This window comes from Arthrobacter sp. TmT3-37 (genome assembly GCF_054510835.1).
In genome coordinates this window covers 50,573-69,720 of record NZ_JBTNDU010000013.1, presented here as the reverse complement: position 1 = coordinate 69,720, position 19,148 = coordinate 50,573, and the positions used below count along the sequence as shown (strand labels likewise).

Sequence of the window (19,148 nt, the reverse complement as noted above, 5' to 3'; positions counted from 1 at the left end):
CGCAGTCCCAGGCGAAAGGCACACCAGTGGTGGAACCAACACCGGCAGCGCGGCAGGAATCGAACATCGCCGACGTCCCCACCGATGCCGTGCCCCTCTCGGCCGGGCGGGGACGCCCGAGGGGCCGTTCCGTGTCGAAGGGGCTGACGGCGCGCCAGCTGACCATCCTCGAGACCATCCAGCGCTCGATCGCCGACAAGGGCTACCCGCCCTCCATGCGGGAGATCGGCGACACTGTCGGGCTGGCCAGTCTGTCGAGCGTGACGCACCAGCTCTCCCAGCTGGAACGGCTCGGCTACCTGCGACGGGACCCGAAGCGTCCTCGCGCCATGGAGGTGCTGCTGCCCCTGACGCTCGCGTCGGAGCCGGTGTCCGCCGGCGCCTCCCCGACGGACCGCAAGCCTGCGGGCGAGCACCAGATCGCCGTCGACACCGCCCTCGTGCCGCTCGTCGGCCGCATCGCGGCAGGCGGGCCCATCCTCGCCGATCAGGTCGTGGAGGACGTCATGCCCCTGCCGCGCCAGCTCGTCGGGCACGGGGACCTCTTCATGCTCAGGGTCTCCGGGGACTCGATGGTGGATGCCGCGATCTGCGACGGCGACTGGGTCGTGGTGCGGCGGCAGCAGAGCGCCCAGAACGGCGACATCGTCGCGGCGCTGCTCGACGACGAGGCCACCGTGAAGACCTTCCGCCAGCGTGACGGGCACACGTGGCTCCTGCCGCAGAACACGCGCTACGAGCCGATCCTGGGCGACCACGCCAGCATCATGGGCAAGGTCGTCTCGGTGATGCGCGCCCTCTAGGAGGCGCTCCGGCGCGTCGTCGGCGACGCCGCCGAGCGCTTCGGAGTCCCTCCCGGCGCCGACGTCGCAGGCGAACCTACCGGGCGCCCTCCAGGAGGCCTGCGGATACGGCGGGACGGGCGTCAGCGGCCCGAGAGGCGTTCGAGGATGCCCGTGACCGTGGCGCGGTCGGTGGTCGCCCAGAAGGGCGGCAGGGCCGCCCGGAGGAACCCGCCGTACCGTGCGGTGGCGAGGCGGCTGTCCAGCACTGCCACCACTCCCCTGTCTCCCGCCGCCCGGATGAGGCGACCCGCTCCCTGGGCGAGCCGCACGGCCGCGTGGGTGGCGGAGACACTCATGAATCCGTTGCCACCGTTCCGCGCGACGGCCCTCGTCCGGGCCGTCATCAGGGGATCGTCGGGTCGGGGGAACGGGATGCGGTCGATCACCACCAGCCGGCACGACGCCCCTGGGACATCGACACCCTGCCACAGCGACATGGTCCCGAACAGGCAGGTGTCGGGCTCGTCGGCGAACTGCGTGACCAGTGCGCTGAGGGAGGACTCCCCCTGGCACAGGATCTCGAAGTCGACCTTCGGTCGGAGCGCCTCGGCCGCCTCCTCGGCGGCCCGTTTGGACGAGAAGAGGCCGAGAGCGCCCCCGCGTGAGGCCCTGAGCAGGACCAGCAGCTCGTCCAGCTGGGCGTCCGACGTGCCCCGCTCGGGTTTGGGCAGGTCCTTCGCCACGTAGAGGACGCCCTGGCGCGGATAGTCGAAGGGGCTCCCGACGTCCACGCCGGTCCAAGCGGGCGCACCGGGACCACTGAGGCCCAACGACCCCGCCACCGGACCGAACTCCGAGCCGATGGCGAGCGTCGCCGACGTCAGGATCACGGTGTGGTCCTCGAAGAGGCCTTCCCGCAGCCGTCCCGCCACCGAGAGCGGGGCGACGTTCAGGGTCGCCGGTGCACTCTCGTCGGGCTGCGCATAGCCCGCACCCGGTGTGAAGGTGCTCGGGCGGGATGCCCAGACCACTTCGTTGAGATCCGGTGCCGCGAGGATGCGCTCGGCCAGCTCGAAGACCAGCGTCGTCCTCGAGCGGGCGACCTGCCGGCCACCGTCGGCGTCGGCCTTCGATTTGCCGTCCGTCTTCGTGTCGGACAGGGCGGCCCGCGCCGCGTCGCGGACCTGCGCCAGCGACTGTTCGAGATCGTCCGGCAGGCCGCCGGGCAGCAGGCCGGACGGGATGAGCTCGGCGGAGGCCTCGAACGCTGCGGCCGCGGTGTCGAGGGCGCCGGTGCTGATGGAGGCGTGGCGCCGCAGGGCGGCCGCCGCGGCCATCACCATCGAGGCGGACAGCTGTCCGGACACGGCGCCCGTCACCCGGTCGTGGAGTTCATGGGCCTCGTCGATCACCACGACGTCGTATTCGGGGAGCACGGCGATGCCCTCGAAGGCGCTGATCGCGAGCATGGCGTGGTTGGTGATGATGATGTCGGCGTCGGCCGCGGCGGCCCGGGCCTTCTCGCTGAAGCACTCCTGGGCGACAGGACAGCGGGCAGCGCCGAGGCACTCCATGCTGGAGACGGAGACCTGGCGCCACGCGCGGTCGCTCACGCCGGGCACGAGGTCGTCGCGGTCACCCGTCGTCGTCTCCTCCGCCCACTCGCGGAGACGCACCACGTCCCTCCCGAGGGCCGATGCGGGGGCTCCACCGCCGGCAGGGGAAGGATGGGGGGCAGCGTCCTCGCCCAGGCTGAACAGGGCGTCCGGGGCGTCCTCCTCGGGAAATCCCCCGCCGGTCTTGTGCAGGCAGACGTAGTTCGAGCGGCCCTTGAGGAGCGCGACGTCGACCGGGCGTGCGAGCGCGGGCCGCACCGCGTCCAACAGGCGCGGGAGGTCCCGCCCCACGATCTGCGCCTGCAGGGCGAGCGTCGCCGTCGAGACGACCGACGGACGGTCGCTCTCCAGGGCATGCGCGAGGAGAGGCACGAGGTAGGCCAGGGACTTGCCCGTCCCGGTGCCGGCCTGCACGAGGAGGTGGTCGCCGGAGCGGATGGCCTCGCTCACCTGCCGCACCATCTCGTGCTGGCCGGCGCGCATCTCACCGCCCATCGCCGCGACGGCGGCGTCGAGCAGTTCCAGGGCCTGCCGGGCCTCGGCGGAGTGGTGCGCTGCGTCCGGCGCCGCGACCGCAGCACCGGACCGCACGCTCTCACTCATGCCGGACGTACGGCTCCAGCTCGGCTGCCAGGCCCTCCCGGACCATCACCTCGAGGCGCGTGCCCTCGTCGGCGTGCTCCATCCCGAGGATCTCGACGTCCTCCTCATGGAGGCGGCTGACGACCTCGCCGTGCGCGTAGGGCACCAGCAGGTCGAGCTTGACGCCCGGACGCGGGATGTTCGTGCTGATCAGCTGACGGAGCTCGGTGAGCCCGGCGCCCGTCCGGGCCGAGACGACGACCGAGCGCTGCTCGCGCTGCCGCAGCCGTTCGATGACGAAGGGGTCGGCCGCGTCGGCCTTGTTGAGGACGATGATCTCGGGCACCTTGCGGGCGTCGACCTCGGTCAGCACCGCGCGGACGGCGGCGATCTGGCCTTCCGGATCCGGATGCGAGGCGTCCACGACGTGCAGGATCAGGTCGGCGTCGGCGACCTCCTCGAGGGTCGAGCGGAACGCCTCGATCAGCTGCGTGGGGAGCGACCGGACGAAACCGACCGTGTCGGCCAGCGTGTAACCGATGCCGTCCGGCGTCTCCGCCCTGCGGATCGTGGGATCCAGGGTCGCGAACAGCGCATTCTCGACGAGCACGCCGGCGTCGGTCAGCCGGTTCAGCAGCGACGACTTCCCGGCGTTGGTGTACCCGGCGATCGCGACGGAGGGGACCTGGTTGCGACGGCGGTTGGACCGCTTCGTCTCGCGCGCGGGCTTCATCTCCGCGATCTCCCGGCGCAGCTTGGCCATGCGCGTGCGGATCTTCCGGCGGTCGAGTTCGATCTTCGTCTCACCGGGTCCGCGGGAGCCCATGCCGGCGCTCGCGCTGCCGACCTGGCCGCCCGCCTGGCGGGACATCGACTCGCCCCAGCCACGCAGGCGCGGCAGCAGGTATTCGAGTTGCGCGAGTTCCACCTGGGCCTTGCCCTCGCGGGACTTGGCATGCTGCGCGAAGATGTCCAGGATCAGCGCGGTCCGGTCGATGACCTTGACCTTCACGATGTCCTCGAGCCCACGGCGCTGCGACGGCGACAGTTCGCTGTCGACGATCACGGTGTCGGCACCGGTCGCCTGCACGATGTCCTTCAGCTCCTGGGCCTTGCCCGACCCGAGGAACGTGCCGGGGTCCGGCTTGAGCCGGCGCTGCACGATCCCGTCGAGCACCTCGGACCCTGCGGTCTCCGCGAGGGCGGCCAGTTCCTGCAGCGAGTTCTCGGCATCCTGCGCCGTGCCCTCGCTCCACAGACCGGCGAGCACGACCCGCTCCAGCCTCAGCTGCCGGTACTCGACCTCGGTGACGTCCTCGAGTTCGGTGGACAGTCCCGCGACACGGCGGAGCGCGCGGCGCTCGGCCAGGTCCTCCTGGTCCCCGTCCGCGTCGGAGGGCACTTCGTCCTTCGACAGCGCGAGCGCGCGCGACCGCCAGGTCTTCTCCACGGGCGGTGCGGTGTCGCCCGTCTTCTGAGGTCCGTTCGTCGCCTTCGCCGTGGCAGCTTCGTCGCTGGCGAGGATCCGGTCGATGACGGCTTGGATCTCCTCCCGGCCCATGTTGGCTCCGGTGGAATGTCCGTGATTCTCGGTCATGGTCTCCCTAGGTGGATGTCGTCCAATTCTACGGCCGCCGGAGGGACGCCTTCCAACGAATTCTCCCAGCGCGAAAACTGCCCGGAGGGTGCCGCGGACCGGGGCACTAGGCTTTCCTGCATGGAGTCACAGCACTATTTCAGCGCGCAACCGGCCGGACCCGACGTCCGCCGCCCCCTGTCCGTCGTCCTCGCCGGCGCCCGCCGCGACCTGGTGACGTCGTCGGGCCTGTTCAGCCCCGACGGCGTGGACAAGGGGACGGCGATCCTCCTCGACACCGTCCCCGAGCCCGAGGGACAGCACCTGCTGGACATCGGCAGCGGCTGGGGTCCGATCGCCCTCACCATGGCCCTGAAGGCTCCTGCGGCGACGGTGCATGCGGTGGACGTGAACGAGCGCTGCGTCGCGCTGACGGCCGAGAACGCCGAACGGTTGGGGCTCTCCAATGTGGTGGCCACGACGCCGGACCACGTCGACGCCGATCTGCGCTTCGACACCATCTGGTCCAATCCACCCATCCGGATCGGCAAGCAGGAACTGCATGCCCTGCTCCTGCGCTGGCTGCCACGCCTGGCCCCGGGCGGGCGGGCATGGCTCGTGGTGCAGAAGAACCTCGGTGCGGACTCGCTGCAGCGCTGGCTCGGCGACGAGTTGCCCGAGGGCTTCACCGTCCGCCGCGCCGAGACCTCCAAGTCGTTCCGCATCCTGGAGGTCCACCGGCCCGCCTGACGACTCCCGGCCCTTCCGCCGCTCCCGCCGCTCCCGCCCTCAGCCGGCGGGCAACAGCATGCCGTCGGCGACCAGTTCGGCCGGTCCGCTGAGCTGGACGTGCTCGCGGCCCTCGGGCCCGTCGAAGAACGTCACCCCCACCACCCCGCCCGGAACGGCCACGAGCCACCGGGCCGGGGCACCTTCGCCGGCCCAGTACCGGGTGGCGGCCGCCGCTGCGCACGCGCCGGTGCCGCACGACTGCGTTTCCCCCACGCCGCGCTCGTGCACGCGCATGGTGAGTCGCCCGACGCCGTCCTCACCGACCAGCGGATCCGCGGGGACCACGAGCTCCACGTTCGTCCCGGCCGGTGGTAGGGGCTGCACGGCCGGGGCGTGGTACAGCTCGGTGCGCTCGAGGTCGGCCCGATCGGCGAGTGCGACGACGGTGTGCGGGTTGCCCATGCTGATGGACAGCGCCGGGCGTTCGACGTCGAGCCCGCCGATGTCGACGAGGGAGTCCATGCCGCGCGCGACGGCCGCGTCCGGGAAGATGAACTCCCACGGCCCCATGTCGACCGCGTAGCCGTCCCCCGACCGTGTCACGCGCTTGACGCCCGCGCGGGTCCCGATGGCGAGTTCGCCGCCGTCGGGCAGGTCGGCGACACCCTTGGCGAGGAGGAAGTGCGCGAAGACACGCACGCCGTTGCCGCACATCTCCGACAGGGAGCCGTCGCCGTTGCGGTAGTCCATGAACCATTCGGCGTCGGGCTCCGTCTGCAGGAGGGCGCGTCCCTCCGGGAGCACTGCCGATCGCACGGCGCGGATGTACCCGTCGGCACCGATGCCCCGGTGCCGGTCGCAGAGGCCCGCGACGAACGCCGGATCGGCAGGTCCGGTGCCCTCGGGATCGAGCGTCAGGACGAAGTCGTTGCCCGTGCCGTGTCCCTTGGTGAAGGACAGGCCAGACGTAGGCCGGGCAGCGGGGGCAGGGGCATCAGCGGGGAATCCGGTCACCGTCCTAGGATATGTCCCCCGGTGCACGGACGATCCCGACGGCCCGCTCGAGGAGTCCGGGCTCCTGCCGGTCCAGCCAGGACACCCGCGGGTCACCGCGGAACCAGGTCAGCTGCCGCCGGGCGAAGCGGCGCGTGGCCGCGATGGTGTCCTCGACGGCGTCCGCCTCCGTCATCGACCCGTCGAGGACGCGCAGGAACTGCCCGTAGCCGAGCGCCCGCGACGCCGTCCGCCCCTCCCGCAGCCCGGAGGCGGCAAGGCGTTCCACCTCGTGCGCGAGGCCGGCCCGCACCATGGCGTGCACGCGGTCGGCGAGCCGCTCGCGCAGGATCGCGCGGTCCACCGCCAGCCCGATCTGCACGGCGGGCTGGTGGTACTCGCGCCGCGGCATGAAGGCGCTGAAGGGCCGTCCACTGACCTCGAACACCTCGAGGGCCCGGATGAGCCGACGGTCGTCGTCGATCCGTTCCGCGGATGCGGGATCGACCGCGCGCAGTCGCTCCCGGAAGGCCGCACTGCCCCCGGCCGCCAGCACCGCCTCGAGCCGGGTGCGCACGGCCGCGTCGGTGGGCGGGAACTCCAGCCGGTCGAGGGCCGCGCGGAGGTACAGTCCGGAACCGCCCACCAGGATGGGGACGCGGCCCCGGCTGCGGATGTCCGCGATGACGCGCCGGACCTCCTCCTGGTACGCGGCCACGCTGGCTTCCTCGGTCACGTCGAGGACGTCCAGCAGGTGGTGCTCGATGCCCCTCCGGTCCGGCAGGGGCAGCTTCGCGGTGCCGATGTCCATGCCCCGGTAGAACTGCAGGGCGTCCGCGTTGACGACCTCGCCGTCGAGCCGGTGCGCCAGGTCGACGCCGAGGTCGGACTTGCCCGAGCCGGTGGGACCGACGACGGCGACGACCGGAACGGTCAACGGCCGCTCCCCCGCACGGGCAGGGACGGCATGCCGAGGGAGACGGACCGGGGAGCGCCGTCCGGGCCGGCGGGCACGCCACAGGAGTCGGCCTGGCTCCTGTCCCACGCATCGCCGGCGCGAGAACGCCGGAGCGAGTACTGATCGGACGTCGGGTCGGACAGCAGGTGGAACGACGCCGCCTCGGTGACGGGCAGCGTGACGAAGTCGCCCGGCCGTGGCGCGGCGGCGCCCTCGGGGACCGAGAAGTGGACGAGGCGCTGGTCGCGCGCCCGACCGGTGAGCCGGTGGGTCTCGCCGCCCTTGCGCCCCTGCTGGTCGGTGACGAGCACCTCGACGAGCGTGCCGACCTGGCGCGCGTTCTCCTCGCGCGCGATACGGTCCTGGAGGGCGGTGAGGCGCTCGAAGCGCTCCTGCACCACCGCCTTGGGAAGCTGCTCCGGCAGGTCCGCGGCGGGGGTCCCCGGGCGCTTCGAGTACTGGAAGGTGAAGGCGGTGGCGAAGCGCGACTGCTCGACGACATCGAGGGTGGCCTGGAAGTCCTCCTCCGTCTCGCCGGGGAATCCGACGATGATGTCCGTGGAGATGGCCGCCTGCGGCATGCGCTCGCGCACGCGGTCGAGGATGCCCAGGAAGCGGGTGGAGCGGTAGGAACGGCGCATGGCCTTCAGGACGCGGTCGGACCCGGACTGCAGGGGCATGTGCAGTTGCGGCATCACGTTGGGCGTCTCGGCCATCGCGTCGATCACGTCGTCGGTGAACGCCGCTGGATGGGGACTCGTGAAGCGGACGCGCTCGAGGCCCTCGATGGAGCCGCAGGCGCGGAGCAGCTTGGCGAAGGCGCCTCGGTCCCCGAACTCGACGCCGTACGAATTGACGTTCTGGCCGAGCAGCGTGACCTCGACGGCGCCGTCGGCGACGAGGGCCTCGATCTCGGCGAGGATCTCACCGGGTCGGCGGTCACGTTCCTTGCCGCGCAGCGAGGGGACGATGCAGAAGGTGCAGGTGTTGTTGCACCCGACCGAGATGGACACCCACCCGGCGTAGACCGATTCCCGCCGGGTGGGCAGGGTGGACGGGAAGACGTCGAGCGACTCGAGGATCTCCAGCTGCGCGTCCTGGTTGTGCCGTGCGCGCTGCAGCAGGGCGGGCAGGGCGCCGATGTTGTGGGTCCCGAACACGGCGTCGACCCAGGGGGCCTTCTTCAGGATGGTGTCCCTGTCCTTCTGGGCGAGACACCCGCCGACGGCGATCTGCATCCCGGGGCGGGATTCCTTGACGGCCTTCAGGATGCCCAGGTTGCCGTACAGCTTGTTGTCCGCGTTCTCACGGACGGCGCAGGTGTTGAAGACGACGACGTCCGCCTGCCCGCCCTCGACCCGGGCGAGCCCGGCGTCCTCGAGGAGTCCCGAGATACGCTCCGAGTCGTGCACGTTCATCTGGCAACCGAAGGTGCGCACTTCGTAGGTGCGCGGGTCGGCCGCGGGGCGGTCCGGCTGGTCGCCGGACTGGGGATCGGTGTCGCCGAGGGGGACGGGAAGTGTCATGCTCACGCCCTTAAGCGTACGGCTGCCCGCGGGGGCCCCGACAATCGTCCGCGCGGGCTCAGTCCGGCGTGCCGGCGTCCGCCAGGACCTCCTTGACGATGGAGAACGCGGCACCGGGGTTGTATCCCTTGCGCGCGAGAACACCGACGAGACGGCGTACCTCCTTGTCCCGCACGGCACGGTCCGAGAGGTCGGCGCTACTCCGGAGCTTGCGGCGGACGACGTCCCGGGCCTGCAGGTGCTCGTCCTCGTCGGTGACCTGCTGCAGCGCTTCCTCCGCCAGGTCGGGCTCGATGCCCTTGTCCGCGAGTTCGCGCCGGAGCGAATAGCGGGACAACGCCTTGGCCGCGGTGCGGGTCCGCACCCACATCCGCGCGAACTCGGCGTCGTCGATCAGCTGCACCTCCTCGAAGCGGTCGAGGAGTGCGGTGGCGATCGCGGGCGGCACCACGCGTTCGGCGAGCTTCTGCTGGAGCTGGTGCCGGCTCCGCGGTCCGAGTGCGAGCTGGCGCAGCAGGATCGAGCGAGCCTGCGACGTCCACTCCTCGTCGGTCCTGGGCGGCGGAGATCCACCCTCGCCCCCGGTGTCCGGGGTGGGGGCGGCAGCGGCACCCGACCCGCGCGCCGTGTTCCTCCGACGGGAGCGACCCTGGCTTCGTCCCGCGCGGTCAGCGGAACCGTCCGCGGGAGCATCGCCGTCGGCGGAGGACCCGACCACAGGACCGAACGGATCATCGGCGGAGGACCGGGGGGACGTTCTTCCGCGGACCCCTGATCGGGGCGCACCCCGTCCGGCTCCGCCTGCCGCCCGCGCGCCGAACGAGGACGACGTGGTCCGGGTCAGGCCCTGTCCCCTGGACGGCGACCGTCGCGGGAGCGCGTCGCCGTCGACAGCATCGACGGAGCTGTCAGAACCGAACCGGTCGAACGAGACACCCCATCCGACCGGCTCGGATCCTTCCTCCGAGGACACGTGCCTACTCGCCGCTGACGGCCTTCAGCTTCGGAGCATCGGGCTCCTCCGGCTGCACTCCGATTCCGAGCTTGACCCTGATCTTCTGCTCCAGCTCGTCCGCCAGATCAGGATTGTCGATGAGGAACTTCCGGGCGTTCTCCTTGCCCTGCCCCAACTGGTCTCCGTCGTACGTGAACCAGGCACCGGACTTCTTGACCAGTCCGTTCTCCACGCCGACGTCGATCAGGCCGCCCTCACGGGAGATGCCGTGGCCGTACAGGATGTCGAACTCCGCCTGCTTGAAGGGCGGGGCCATCTTGTTCTTGACGATCTTGGCGCGCGTCCGGTTACCCACCGGGTTGACGCCTTCCTTCAGCGTCTCGATACGACGCACGTCGATGCGGACCGACGCGTAGAACTTCAGCGCCTTTCCACCCGTGGTGGTCTCCGGGCTTCCGAAGAAGACACCGATCTTCTCGCGCAGCTGGTTGATGAAAATCGCCGTGGTCTTGGTCTGGCTCAGGCGGCCCGTGATCTTCCGGAGCGCCTGGCTCATCAGACGGGCCTGCAGGCCGACGTGGCTGTCGCCCATCTCACCCTCGATCTCGGCGCGCGGCACGAGTGCGGCGACGGAGTCGATCACGACGATGTCGATGGAGCCGGAGCCCACCAGCATGTCCATGATCTCGAGGGCCTGCTCACCGGTGTCCGGCTGCGACACGAGCAGGGCGTCGGTGTCCACGCCGAGCTTCTTGGCGTACTCGGGATCCAACGCGTGCTCGGCATCGATGAATGCCGCGATGCCCCCGTTGCGCTGTGCGCTGGCAACGGCGTGCAGCGCCACGGTGGTCTTGCCGGAGGATTCGGGACCATAGATCTCGACGACCCGACCACGCGGGAGGCCGCCGATGCCGAGTGCTGCATCCAGCGCGATGGAACTCGTGGAGATGGTCTCGATGGGCGCCCTGGTCTCGTCACCGAGACGCATGATGGAACCCTTGCCGTACTGCTTGTCGATCTGGGCGAGAGCAGCTTCTAGGGCTTTCTCGCGGTCTGGAGCGGCCATTCTTCACCTCGGTTGTTCATGGCCAACTGGCCTGTTTACGTGTTCTTCTCGACTGTATTGGCCTGCGCCGACAGTTTGAGGTGGGCCGCCGCTATGTGCACAGGAGCGCGCCGCCTCCTCCACCATCATAGTCCGGTCCGAACAGATATTCGATTATCCGCGGGACCGCGAGCGTGTTGTCCCTCCGGCCTCCGAGGGTCATCGCGGCTTGATGTCGCGCCCCAGCCACCGCTCGCGCGGTACGTCCTGCGCCCGGCACACGGCCTCCCAGACCACTTTGGGATCCACCCCGGCGCCCAGTGCCTCCGCGGCGGTCCTGTCGCCCAGCCGGTCGACCACCAGGTCCCGGGCGAGGGTCCTCGAATACCGCTCGCCGAACTCGTCGTCCATCAACCGCCAGAAATCACTCAATCGCATCTGCAGTGCCTCGCTCTCGTGTACCCGTGCAGTACGGACCGTCCTGTGGAGGTGTCTCCGCCACGGCGGAACCCTACAATGGGCCCATGAACGCGAAGCCGAGCACCACCGATCCCGGCCCGGGCCTTGCAGCCTACCCCGGGGAAGATGCCGACACCGACGCGGCCATCGAGGCCCTCGAACAACAGCTCAGCATGCTGTGGCGCCGCGCGCGGTCGAATTCCTACAAGGTCGCCCGCCGCGTGCACCCCGACATGGAGCCCGCGGCGTACGGACTGCTGGTGATCCTCCAGCGCGAAGGCTCCATGCGCCTCACGGACATCGCAGCGAGCGTCGGGGTGGGCAAGCCCTCCGTCAGCCGCCAGATCGCCATGCTGGAACAGCTCGGACTGGTCCAGAAGGAAGCCGACCCCCTCGATGGGCGGGCCCAGGCGATCTCGCTGACGGACGCGGGGACGAGCCAGCTCGTCGCGGCCCAGACCGCTCGCAAGCAGGCATTCCACCAGCTGATGGAGGACTGGGACGTCGAGGACCTCACCCGGCTCGGGACCCTGATCGCACAGCTGAACAATACGTACACCAAGGACAACTGGTAGCAGACGGCAGGAAGGCCCGTCCCTGCAGGGACGGGCCTTCCTTGTCGTGGGGGTCCTAACGGTTCGTCGCCGCGAGTCCCCGACGGAAATCGTCGTTCAGTTCGTCGGACAGGTCCTCGCCGAACTCCCGGGAGAACTCCTGGGGGATGGTGTCCGGGATCGAGACGCCTTCTGCTTCTGCCAGGCGGTCGCTGACTTCCCGCAGCATCGAGGAGAGCGGCACCTCGAGTGCACTGCAGATTGATGAGAGGAGTTCGGAGGATGCTTCCTTCTGTCCACGCTCGACCTCGCTGAGGTATCCGAGGGAGACCCTCGCACTGTGCGACACCTCGCGCAGGGTGCGGCCCTGGCGCTGGCGGACGTCACGGAGGACGTCGCCGATTTCATGGCGGAGAACTACCATCTTGCGCTCCTTGGGCTTGCGTTGTGCATCCTCTGCCAACCCCACATCGCGCCAACGGACGACGCCGTTTACGGATACGGGCTGCTTTACCATCTGTATCGCTTGCTCCCTCATGAATGCGGCACCGCCGGAATCGCGGATGCCGCGTGATGATGACCTGCCCGATCTGCTTGAGCCTGAGTCGCCAACCCTATCAACGGCCGGCAGTGTTTATAACTACCCCCGACCCCCGTTTGTTCCCCTGGACAGTTCTTCGAGGAGCTCGCGGAGCACCGCGTCGCAGGAGGCACTCCTGATGCTCGCGCGGTCCCCGGAGAAGGAATGACCGAACGCCTCGGTGCCGGTGGGCGTGGAGATCGCCGTGAACACGGTACCGACGGGCTTCCCCTCGTGCGGTGCGGGGCCCGCGACACCGGTGGTGGAGATGCCGATATCCGCGGCGAGGGCCACCCGGACGCCGTCGGCCATCGCCGCCGCGACGCGTGGATCGACGGCCCCCGCGGTGGCGAGGAGCTCGCCCTCCACGCCCAGGAGGTTCTGCTTGACCGAGACCTGATAGGCGACTATGCCACCCTGCAGGACGGCCGACGCACCGGGGACGGCGGCGAGGGACGCGGCGACCATCCCGGCCGTCAGCGACTCCGCCGTGGCGATGGTGAGGCCGAGCCCGGACGCCAGTGCGACGACCTCGGCCGCCGGTCCTGCGGACGTCACCGGCGGGCGCCCGCCCGCAGGCGGATCGCCTGGACGATGTAGTCGACGCCGGTCACCACGGTGATCACCGTGGCGGCGGCCATGACGGCCGCGGCGAGCCACCAGGCCCAGTCCCCCGCGACCGCCTGCAAGGGGATGAGGAACAGCAGGATCGCGACGGTCTGCACGACGGTCTTGAGCTTGCCGCCGCGGGAGGCCGGCATGACGCCGTACCGGATGACGGCGAACCGCAGGAGCGTGATGCCGATCTCGCGGACGAGGATGAGGATGGTGACCCACCACCACAGCTCGCCCAGCACCGAGAGCAGTACCAGCGCGGATCCGATGAGCAGCTTGTCCGCGATCGGGTCGGCGATCTTCCCGAAGTCGGTGATCAGGCCGCGGCTGCGGGCGAGGTCCCCGTCGAGCTTGTCCGTGTAGATGGCGACGACGAACGTCGCGACCGCCAGCCAGCGGAACAGCCCTGCCCGTCCGTCGTCGAGCAGGAGGAACCAGATGAAGAACGGCACGAGCAGGATGCGCACGACGGTGAGGACGTTCGCGATGTTCAGGACCGGCACCGCCGGGCTCGGGGAGGTACTCACGATGTCAGGCTACCTGCCGGTGAGGTTCCACGCGTCGTTGTCACCGTCGTCGCCGCCGTCCGAGGCGTCCGCGCCGTCGTAGTAGTCCACGGCCTGCGCGCGGGAGGCGAGGTCGTCGGCGACGAGGTCGATCGGTTCGGGGGCCACGGCACGGGACGGGGCCGGCGGCTCGTCCCCGCGCATGGCCGCGAGGACCGGTTCGAGGTCGTCCGGTTTGACGAGGACGTCGCGGGCTTTGGAGCCCTCGGAGGGGCCGACGACGCCGCGCGACTCCAGCAGGTCCATGAGCCGCCCTGCCTTGGCGAATCCGACGCGCAGCTTGCGCTGGAGCATGGAGGTGGAGCCGAACTGCGTGGTGACCACCAGTTCGGTGGCCTGCAGCAGGACCTCCAGGTCGTCCCCGATGTCGTCGTCGATCTGCTTCTTCGGGGCGTCGACCGCGACGTCCTCCCGGTACACCGCCTGGAGCTGGCCCTTCACGTGCTCGACGACGCGGTGGATCTCCGATTCGGTGACCCACGCGCCCTGCACGCGCATCGGCTTGGACGCTCCCATCGGCAGGAAGAGGGCGTCGCCCTGGCCGATCAGCTTCTCCGCCCCGGGCTGGTCGAGGACCACGCGGGAGTCGGTGACCGACGACGTCGCGAAGGCCATGCGCGACGGCACGTTCGCCTTGATCAGGCCCGTGACGACGTCGACCGATGGCCGCTGCGTCGCGAGGACGAGGTGGATGCCGGCGGCGCGCGCGAGCTGCGTGATCCTCACGATCGAGTCCTCGACGTCGCGCGGGGCGACCATCATCAGGTCGGCGAGCTCGTCCACGATGACCAGCAGGTACGGATAGGGGCGCACGACCCGCTTGGACCCCTCCGGCGGGACGACCTTGCCGTTCCGGACCGCCTTGTTGAAGTCGTCGATGTGCTTGTAGCCGTAGTTCGCGAGGTCGTCGTAGCGCGTGTCCATCTCGCGGACCACCCACTGCAGCGCCTCCGCCGCCTTCTTGGGGTTGGTGATGATCGGCGTGATGAGGTGCGGCACGCCCTCGTAGGCGGTGAGTTCCACGCGCTTGGGGTCCACCATCACCATGCGCACCTCGTCGGGCGTGGAGCGCATCAGGATGGACGTGATCATCGAGTTCACGAACGAGGACTTGCCGGCGCCCGTGGCGCCGGCCACGAGGAGGTGCGGCATCTTGGCCAGGTTGGCGACGACGAACCCGCCCTCGACGTCCTTGCCCACGCCCATCACCATCGGGTGGTCGGTCTTGCGGGCATTGCCGGAGCGCAGCACGTCCCCGAGGGAGACGGTCTCGCGGTCCGTGTTGGGGATCTCGATGCCGATGGCCGACTTGCCCGGGATCGGCGAGAGGATCCGCACGTCGGAACTGGCCACGGCGTACGAGATGTTCTTCGACAGGGCGGTGACCCGCTCCACCTTGGTGCCGGGGGCCAGCTCGATCTCGTAGCGGGTGACCGTGGGGCCACGCGAGAAGCCCGTGACCTTGGCATCGACGTTGAACTGGTCCATGGTGTGCGTCAGCGCCGCGACGACCGCGTCGTTCGCCTCGGACCGTTCCTTCGGCGGCGTACCGGCGGGCAGGTAGTCCGACGGCGGCAGGGTGTAGGTGACGTCGCCGGCGAGCTGCAGCTGCTCGGTGCGCTGCGGGATGGGCGTCGGAGTGACCTGGGGCTGCACGGGCGTGGAGGGGACGATCATCGCCCGCGCCGCGGGCACGACGTCGATCGCCTCCGTGGCGCCCTCGGGCTCCCGCTCCGGTTCGGGGGCCGGCACGCGCGCGGCCTGGGACCGCTTGAGTTCCTCGGCGGCCAGTTCCTGCTTGGTCGGACGGCGGACACCGGGCGGGACCGCCGCCTCGGCCTCGCGTGCCCGGCGCTCCTCGTCCTCGATCACCGCGCGCTCGAACGCCTCGTCACCGACGTAGCCGTCCGGGTCGGCGTCGTGCTCGGCGTCGAAGGGGGCGTCCTCCCTGTCCTTGCCGAAGAGGCGCTTGCGCTTCTTCGGTCCGGGCTTCGCCGAGGCGCCGTGCGTCTCGTACAGGTAGCTCTGGTCGTGGCCGTCGTCCCGGCGGTGCGCTGCGTCGTCGGGGTCCTGGCCCATGAGGTGCTCGTACAGCGTCCGCAGGCGGGCCGGGATGTGGCGGAAGGGCGTGGCCGTGACGATCAGGAGCCCCAGGAAGATCGCGACGGCGAGCAGGAGGGCGACCGGCCAGGCCGTGAGGACGGTGCTGAGGGGGCCCGCGACGAGGAACCCGACGACTCCGCCGGCACGCCACAGGGCGTCCAGTCCGTCGGCCAGTCCCGGCCGGCCCCCGACGAGGTGCGCGATGCCGGCACCCGCGAAGAGGAGGACGAGCTGTCCGATGGCGATCCGGTTGTTCGCCCGGTGGCGCTCCGGGTACCGGAACAGGCGGACGGCACCGATGCCGAGCATGAAGGGCACCAGCAGGGCCATCCAGCCGACCGTCCCGCCGGCCGCGGCGTGCACGACATCGGCGACGGGTCCGGCCAGGGCCCACCACTCGACGGCTGCGACCGCGAGGGCCACGACGAGGAGGAAGAAGCCGGAGCCGTCCCGGCGGAGTTCGCGCTCGGGGTTCACGTCGTGCCCGAAGGTCCGGACGCCGGACCCGACGACGCGCGCCATGCCCATCCAGACGGCCTGCACGGCGCGCAGCGGGAACGCGAGCCGGTCCTCGGGCTGCGGCTCGGGGGCGGCGGGGCCCTGCCGTGTCCTGGCCGGGGTCCGCCCGGTGCCCTTCGCGGGCGCCTTGCTCCGGGGTGGTCCTGCAACGGCGGACGCACCCTTGCTGCGGGTCTGGTGCTGGCCCCGCGGGGCTGGGGACGTTCGAGTGGCCATGATCCTCACGGTACCGGACGGGCCCCCCGAAGCGTCGGATTTCCGGCCTCCCGGACCCCGGTGCACGCGACGCACCGGGGTCCGGGACCCTCCGGACCCCGCGGGCTCAGGCCTCGAGCACCACCGGGATGATCATGGGACGCCTGCGCAGGCGCCGGTTGACCCAGGTACCGACGACACGGCGCACCACCTGCTGCAACTGGTAGGTGGTGTGCTCCGTGGTGTGCATCACGGCCTCCTCGAGGGCCTCGCTGATCCGGGGCTTGATCTCGTCGAAGACGGAGCTGTCCTCGGCGAATCCCCGCGCGTGGATGTCCGGGCCGGAGACGATCTTCCCGGTGGTCCTGTTGACGACCGTGATGATCGAGATGAAGCCCTCCTCCCCGAGGATCCGGCGGTCCTTGAGGTCCGCGTCCGTGATCTCGCCGACGCTGGACCCGTCCACGTACACGTAGCCGCATTCGATGGCGCCCACCACGCGCGCCCTGCCGTCCACGAGGTCGATCACCGAGCCGTCCTCGGTGAGCAGGACGTTCGACGCCGGGACCCCCGTCTGCTGTGCGAGCTTGCCGTTGGCGATGAGGTGGCGGGTCTCGCCGTGCACGGGCATGACGTTCTTCGGCCTCAGGATGTTGTAGCAGTAGAGGAGCTCACCGGCCGCGGCGTGGCCGGACACGTGGACCTTCGCGTTGCCCTTGTGGATGACGTCGGCGCCGAGCTTCAGCAGCCCGTTGATGACGCGGTAGACGGCGTTCTCGTTGCCGGGGATGAGCGAGGACGCCAGGATGACGGTGTCGCCCTTGCCGACCGTGATGCGGTGGTCCCCGTTGGCCATCCGGGACAGCGCCGCCATGGGCTCGCCCTGCGAGCCGGTGGACATGAGGACCACGCGGTCGTAGGGGAGGTCGTCCACGTTCTTGATGTCCACGAGGATGCCGTCCGGGACCTTGAGGTATCCGAGTTTCGCCGCGATCGCCATGTTCCGTACCATCGACCGCCCCGCGAAGCACACGAAGCGCCCGTGGGCCGAGGCGGCGTCGAGCACCTGCTGCACGCGGTGGACGTGCGAGGAGAACGACGCGACGATGATGCGCTTGCGGACCTGGCCGAACAGGTTCTCGAGGACGGGGCCGATCTCGCGCTCCGCCGTCGTGAACCCGGGAACGTCCGCGTTCGTCGAGTCGACCATGAAGAGGTCCACGCCCTCCTCGCCGAGGCGGGCGAAGGCGCGCAGGTCGGTGATGCGTCCGTCGAGCGGCAGCTGGTCCATCTTGAAGTCGCCCGTGTGCAGGACGTTCCCGGCCTCGGTGCGGATGAACACGGCGAGGGCGTCGGGGATGGAGTGGTTGACCGCCACGAACTCGCACTCGAAGGGGCCGAACTGCTCGATCTGGCCCTCGGACACCGTCAGGGTGTACGGGCGGACACGGTGCTCCTGCAGCTTCGCCTCGATCAGCGCGAGGGTCAGCTGGGAACCGATCACGGGGATGTCGGCCTTCAGGCGCAGCAGGTACGGGACCGCGCCGATGTGGTCCTCGTGGCCGTGGGTGAGGACGAGGCCGACGATGTCGTCGAGCCTGTCCTCGAGGTAGGAGAAGTCGGGCAGGATCAGGTCGACACCGGGCTGGGTCTCCTCGGGGAAGAGCACCCCGCAGTCGACGATCAGGAGTTTGCCGGAGATCTCGAAGACCGCCATGTTGCGGCCGATCTCGCCGAGTCCGCCCAGCGGCACGACGCGCAGCGTGCCGGGTTCGAGGGCCGGCGGCAGGGCGCGGGCCGCCGGGCCGACGCCGGCCGCGTCGCTCATGCCCGGACGCCCTCGCGGGCGAGGGCCCCGAGGTCCCAGCCCGCCTCCGCGAGGTCGGCGAGCACCGGCTCCAGCTCGCGCTGGTCGGCTTCCACGAGGGGCAGGCGTACGACGGCGTTCGGGAGCACGCCCTGCAGGTGCAGGATGTGCTTCGCGGACACCGCACCCGGGAGATGCGTCATGACAGCGCGGATCACCGGGTCGAGGTCGAAGTGGATGCGGCGCGCCTGGGCGAGGTCCCCGGCGGCGGCGGCGTCGACCAGGCGGCGGAAGGCGGCGGTCGCGACGTGTGCGCTGACACTGACGACGCCGACGGCACCCGCGGCCATCCACGGGAGGGTGAGCCCGTCGTCGCCGGAGTAGACGTCGAGGTCGGTGTTGGCGAGGACGCGGGTCACGGCGGCGAAGTCGGCCTTCGCGTCCTTCAGGGCCAGGATGCGGGGGTGGTCGGCGAGGCGGAGCATCGTCTCCGTGGTGATGGGGATGCCGGAGCGGCCCGGGATGTCGTAGATCATGATCGGGAGGTCGCTCGCCTCGGCGACGGCGGAGAAGTGGCCGAGCACACCGGCCTGGGTGGGCTTGTTGTAGTACGGCGTCACGACGAGCTGCCCGTGCGCGCCCGCCCGCTCGGCGCGCCGCGCCATCTCCACCGAGTGCGAGGTGTGGTTGGTGCCCGTGCCCGCGATCACGCGCGCCCGGTCCCCCACGGTCTCGACGACCACGCGGTAGAGGTCCTCCTTCTCGGAGTCCTCGAGCGTGGAGGTCTCACCGGTGGTGCCGGACACGACCAGCCCGTCGGAGCCGTCGTCGACCAGTCTCGTGGCGAGGGCTGCCGTGGCATCGAAGTCCACGGAGCCGTCGGCGGTGAACGGCGTGACCATCGCGGTCACGAGGGAGCCGAACGGGAGGATGCGCGAGGGGGTTTCAACCATGGGTGAAACGTTACCCGTTCCGCCCGCGC

17 protein-coding genes are annotated in these 19,148 nt (G+C 70.4%); 3 read left to right on the top strand and 14 right to left on the bottom strand.

What is annotated here, in order from left to right; genetic code table 11:
* Positions 1 to 89: 89 nt before the first annotated feature.
* On the top strand, positions 90 to 803 hold the full coding sequence (gene lexA / locus ACX80U_RS14710) for a transcriptional repressor LexA (protein ID WP_133082299.1): 714 nt from the start codon (positions 90 to 92) through the stop codon (positions 801 to 803).
* 122 nt (positions 804 to 925) lie between these two features.
* Here the strand turns inward: lexA and ACX80U_RS14705 are convergent, their stop codons facing one another.
* Together ACX80U_RS14705 and hflX are read right to left on the bottom strand one after the other, a co-directional pair.
* On the bottom strand, positions 926 to 3,004 hold the full coding sequence (locus ACX80U_RS14705) for an ATP-dependent DNA helicase (RefSeq protein ID WP_459268963.1): 2,079 nt from the start codon (positions 3,002 to 3,004) through the stop codon (positions 926 to 928).
* A complete protein-coding gene (gene hflX, locus ACX80U_RS14700) occupies positions 2,997 to 4,580 on the bottom strand; it encodes a GTPase HflX (protein ID WP_208740825.1) in 1,584 nt (527 codons plus the stop codon). Before hflX ends, ACX80U_RS14705 begins: the two co-directional genes overlap by 8 nt.
* A gap of 120 nt (positions 4,581 to 4,700) precedes the next feature.
* On the opposite strand from hflX, the gene ACX80U_RS14695 reads away from it, so the two are divergent.
* Entirely contained in the window at positions 4,701 to 5,309 is a 609-nt protein-coding gene (locus tag ACX80U_RS14695; RefSeq protein ID WP_459268962.1) for a class I SAM-dependent methyltransferase, read from the top strand.
* A gap of 39 nt (positions 5,310 to 5,348) precedes the next feature.
* Here the strand turns inward: ACX80U_RS14695 and dapF are convergent, their stop codons facing one another.
* From dapF to ACX80U_RS14665, 6 genes are all read right to left on the bottom strand, one after another.
* Positions 5,349 to 6,305, bottom strand: coding sequence for a diaminopimelate epimerase (gene dapF / locus ACX80U_RS14690; RefSeq protein ID WP_459268961.1), 957 nt, complete (start codon positions 6,303 to 6,305; stop codon positions 5,349 to 5,351).
* Between the two features lie 4 nt (positions 6,306 to 6,309).
* On the bottom strand, positions 6,310 to 7,221 hold the full coding sequence (gene miaA, locus ACX80U_RS14685) for a tRNA (adenosine(37)-N6)-dimethylallyltransferase MiaA (RefSeq protein ID WP_459268960.1): 912 nt from the start codon (positions 7,219 to 7,221) through the stop codon (positions 6,310 to 6,312).
* The gene (gene miaB / locus ACX80U_RS14680; protein ID WP_459268993.1) at positions 7,218 to 8,768 is read right to left on the bottom strand and encodes a tRNA (N6-isopentenyl adenosine(37)-C2)-methylthiotransferase MiaB; all 1,551 of its coding nucleotides are present in this window, start codon (positions 8,766 to 8,768) and stop codon (positions 7,218 to 7,220) included. Before miaB ends, miaA begins: the two co-directional genes overlap by 4 nt.
* 58 nt (positions 8,769 to 8,826) lie before the next feature.
* A complete protein-coding gene (locus ACX80U_RS14675; protein WP_459268959.1) occupies positions 8,827 to 9,741 on the bottom strand; it encodes a regulatory protein RecX in 915 nt (304 codons plus the stop codon).
* 4 nt (positions 9,742 to 9,745) lie between these two features.
* A complete protein-coding gene (gene recA / locus ACX80U_RS14670; RefSeq protein ID WP_133082225.1) occupies positions 9,746 to 10,789 on the bottom strand; it encodes a recombinase RecA in 1,044 nt (347 codons plus the stop codon).
* A gap of 198 nt (positions 10,790 to 10,987) precedes the next feature.
* The gene (locus ACX80U_RS14665; protein WP_133082224.1) at positions 10,988 to 11,206 is read right to left on the bottom strand and encodes a DUF3046 domain-containing protein; all 219 of its coding nucleotides are present in this window, start codon (positions 11,204 to 11,206) and stop codon (positions 10,988 to 10,990) included.
* Between the two features lie 86 nt (positions 11,207 to 11,292).
* Between ACX80U_RS14665 and ACX80U_RS14660 the strand changes: the two genes are divergently transcribed.
* Positions 11,293 to 11,802, top strand: coding sequence for a MarR family winged helix-turn-helix transcriptional regulator (locus ACX80U_RS14660; RefSeq protein ID WP_244186183.1), 510 nt, complete (start codon positions 11,293 to 11,295; stop codon positions 11,800 to 11,802).
* A gap of 55 nt (positions 11,803 to 11,857) precedes the next feature.
* Here the strand turns inward: ACX80U_RS14660 and ACX80U_RS14655 are convergent, their stop codons facing one another.
* From ACX80U_RS14655 to dapA, 6 genes are all read right to left on the bottom strand, one after another.
* Positions 11,858 to 12,298, bottom strand: coding sequence for a helix-turn-helix domain-containing protein (locus ACX80U_RS14655; protein ID WP_133082223.1), 441 nt, complete (start codon positions 12,296 to 12,298; stop codon positions 11,858 to 11,860).
* 123 nt (positions 12,299 to 12,421) lie between these two features.
* Positions 12,422 to 12,919 (bottom strand): nicotinamide-nucleotide amidohydrolase family protein, encoded by a 498-nt coding sequence (locus ACX80U_RS14650; RefSeq protein WP_133082222.1) that lies wholly within the window; start codon positions 12,917 to 12,919, stop codon positions 12,422 to 12,424.
* Complete coding sequence (gene pgsA / locus ACX80U_RS14645; protein ID WP_432206150.1) at positions 12,916 to 13,506, bottom strand: CDP-diacylglycerol--glycerol-3-phosphate 3-phosphatidyltransferase; 591 nt, start codon at positions 13,504 to 13,506, stop codon at positions 12,916 to 12,918. Before pgsA ends, ACX80U_RS14650 begins: the two co-directional genes overlap by 4 nt.
* 6 nt (positions 13,507 to 13,512) lie before the next feature.
* Positions 13,513 to 16,380, bottom strand: a complete 2,868-nt coding sequence (locus ACX80U_RS14640) for an FtsK/SpoIIIE family DNA translocase (RefSeq protein WP_459268958.1) — start codon at positions 16,378 to 16,380, stop codon at positions 13,513 to 13,515.
* 106 nt (positions 16,381 to 16,486) lie between these two features.
* Positions 16,487 to 18,187, bottom strand: coding sequence for a ribonuclease J (locus ACX80U_RS14635; protein ID WP_459268957.1), 1,701 nt, complete (start codon positions 18,185 to 18,187; stop codon positions 16,487 to 16,489).
* Positions 18,184 to 19,119 carry a 4-hydroxy-tetrahydrodipicolinate synthase gene (gene dapA, locus ACX80U_RS14630; protein ID WP_208740809.1) on the bottom strand — a complete coding sequence of 312 codons (936 nt, stop codon included), beginning with the start codon at positions 19,117 to 19,119 and terminating at the stop codon, positions 18,184 to 18,186. Before dapA ends, ACX80U_RS14635 begins: the two co-directional genes overlap by 4 nt.
* Positions 19,120 to 19,148 lie beyond the last annotated feature (29 nt).